4 protein-coding genes are annotated in these 2,400 nt (G+C 73.4%); 2 read left to right on the top strand and 2 right to left on the bottom strand.

What is annotated here, in order from left to right; genetic code table 11:
- Both GT042_RS10375 and GT042_RS10370 read right to left on the bottom strand, forming a co-directional pair.
- Window positions 1–634, bottom strand: a 634-nt coding sequence (locus GT042_RS10375; RefSeq protein ID WP_237530663.1) for an SPFH domain-containing protein, incomplete at its 3' end; no start/stop codon positions are given.
- 91 nt (window positions 635–725) lie between these two features.
- Complete coding sequence (locus GT042_RS10370; protein ID WP_161308425.1) at window positions 726–1,148, bottom strand: DUF350 domain-containing protein; 423 nt, start codon at window positions 1,146–1,148, stop codon at window positions 726–728.
- A gap of 208 nt (window positions 1,149–1,356) precedes the next feature.
- Between GT042_RS10370 and GT042_RS10365 the strand changes: the two genes are divergently transcribed.
- Window positions 1,357–1,701, top strand: a complete 345-nt coding sequence (locus tag GT042_RS10365) for a GNAT family N-acetyltransferase (RefSeq protein ID WP_161308424.1) — start codon at window positions 1,357–1,359, stop codon at window positions 1,699–1,701.
- A gap of 106 nt (window positions 1,702–1,807) precedes the next feature.
- Window positions 1,808–2,400, top strand: a 593-nt coding sequence (locus tag GT042_RS10360) for an aspartate/glutamate racemase family protein (protein WP_202532598.1), incomplete at its 3' end; no start/stop codon positions are given.

Below are 2,400 nucleotides of genomic sequence, written 5' to 3'. Positions count from 1 at the left end.
CGATGGTCCGCTCGCGCTCGACGGCCACGGCCCGCCGCTCGTAGGTGGCCCGGTCCGCCTCCTGCTGGATCAACTCCCGGGCGGGCGTGCGCAGGGCGCGCTCCACCTCCGCCTCCGGGCGGACGGCGACCACCCGCGCGGCCACCACCTCGATGCCGGTGGCCGGCAGCCGGGGCTCGGCCGCGAGGCCTTCGGAGATCCGCTGCCGTACGGACGCGACCCCGTCGGCCAGCGCCGCCGCCAGCGGGGTACGGGCCAGCACGTCGAGCGCGTGCTGCTGGGCCGTCTCGGTGAGCAGCGTCGCGATCTGCTCCAGCGGCGCGCTCCGCCAGGCGCCGGTGTCCGGATCGACGGAGAAGTCGATCCGGCCGGCGGCCGTGGCCGGGTCGCTGATCCGGTAGGTGACGGTCGCCTGCACGGTGACGTCCTGGAAGTCGGCCGTACGGGCGTGGAAGGCCATGGCCAACTCCCGGTCGTCGACCGGCACTTCGGAGAGGGCCGCGCTCAGCGCCCGGAACCAGAAGCTCAGCCCGGTGCCGTCGTGGGCGAGCTGTCCGCGCCGGTGGTGCCGTACGTACGCGGTGGGCGCGGAGCGCAGATGGCGCCAGCCGAGGCGCCGGGTGATGTCGGCCATGGAGGCCCCCCTTGTTGTCGTCATGGCGACGATATCGAAGGCGGCTCCTTGTCGTCAAGATGACGATATGAAGAGGGGGTGGGGGGCGCGGTCAGGCGATGGACGCCGAGATGATCGCGGCCACCGCGAGGTTGCAGGACGCGGTCACCCACACCGCCGGATGCGGCTCCGCCTCGACCAGCGTGGCACCCAGCTTCCCCGGGGTGACCAGGTCGACCACCAGGAAGGCCACGGCCATCATCACCAGCCCGAGGACCCCGAACGCGGCGGTCGACGCGAGTCCCTTGCCGAAGTCGTCGTACGTCGTCCAGATCGAGGTGAACACGATGCCGCCGATGCCCAGCAGCGCCGAGCTGAGGAGGACCGCCGCGTTGCGGTTGCGCTCCTCCCATATCTGCTTCCCGAGCTTGCCCGGGGTCAGCAGGTCCACCAGGACGATGCCGAGGATCAGCAGGACCACACCGAGCGCCCCGTAGACGCCGGCCCGGCCAAGTCCGTTGAGAATGTCGCTCATTGAGAAGCTCGTCTCCGCCGCAGAAGTGGATCGTGGTAAAAGCGACGCAAAATGTATCGCACGGCTGTCCGGGGTCCCCGTGCGCGGCGGCCCAAACCGGCGGCGGCGCGGGCGGGTTGCGTACGCTGGAACGGTCACGTGAGTGTGGCTCTCCCCTCCGCGGAGCACTCCACCGACCACCCCACCGAACCCCAGGGAGTCCGTCACCATGGCCGACATCGAGATCCGCGACAACCGCGCGCAGGGCCGTCTGGAGGCGTACGAGGACGGCGAGGCCGTCGGCGTCGTCGCCTACTTCACCCTCGACGCCACCCCCGCCGCGCTGGTCGCGGTGCACACCGTGGTGGAGCAGGGGCACGAGGGCAAGGGCATCGCGGGCAAGCTCGTACGCGAGTTCTACGCGACGGCCGCGCGCGAGGGGGTGCCCGTCGTCCCCCTCTGCCCGTACGCGGCCTCCTGGGCCGAGCGGCACCCCGACGAGGCGCCCCCGGCGCCGGCGGACGCGGTGGCCGCCGCCGAGGAGCAGCTGAAGGCGAGCACGAAGGTCTGGTGACCCCGGCCGGGGTCCGGTGAGCCGGCGTCCGGAGAACCGGGGCCGGGTGCGCCCGGGTCCTGCCGCCGGCGCGACGCCTCCGCCGGTGACGCCTAGCATCGTGATCATGCTCGCGCTGCTGCACACCTCCGCTGCCCACGTCCCGGTCTTCGACGCCCTGCGCGACTCCGAGCACCCGGGCCTCGTCCTGCGGCACGTGGTGGCGGAGGAGCTGCTCGACCGGGCCAGGATCGAGGGCCCCGAGGCCGTGTCCGACGCGGTGGAGGCGGCGCTGGAGGACGTGGTCGCCGAGGGCGCGGCGGCCGTGCTCTGCACCTGCTCGACGCTCGGGGAGGTCGCGGAGAAGGCGGGCCGCGTCCTCGGCGTACCGGTGCTCAGGGTCGACCGGCCGATGGCCGCCGCGGCGGCCGAGGCGGGCCGGGTGGTGGTGGTCGCCACGGTCGAGAGCACGCTGGAAACGACGCTCACACTGATCCGCGAGGAAGCGGCGGGCCGGCCCGTCGACCTGCGGACGGTGCTGGTCGACGGCGCCTGGGAGCGGTTCGAGGCCGGTGACCTCGACGGTTACCTGGACGCGGTGGCGGCCGTCGTCGACGGGGTCGCCGCGGCGGACGTGATCGTACTGGCGCAGGCGTCGATGGCCGGCGCGGCGGACCGCGCCACGACCACCGTCCCGGTGCTCTCCAGCCCCCGGGCCGG

It is taken from the genome of Streptomyces sp. SID3212 (assembly GCF_009865405.1).
Lineage (GTDB): Bacteria > Actinomycetota > Actinomycetes > Streptomycetales > Streptomycetaceae > Streptomyces.
The sequence above is the reverse complement of the archived record's forward strand: the minus strand, read 5'-3'. Positions and strand labels throughout refer to the sequence as shown.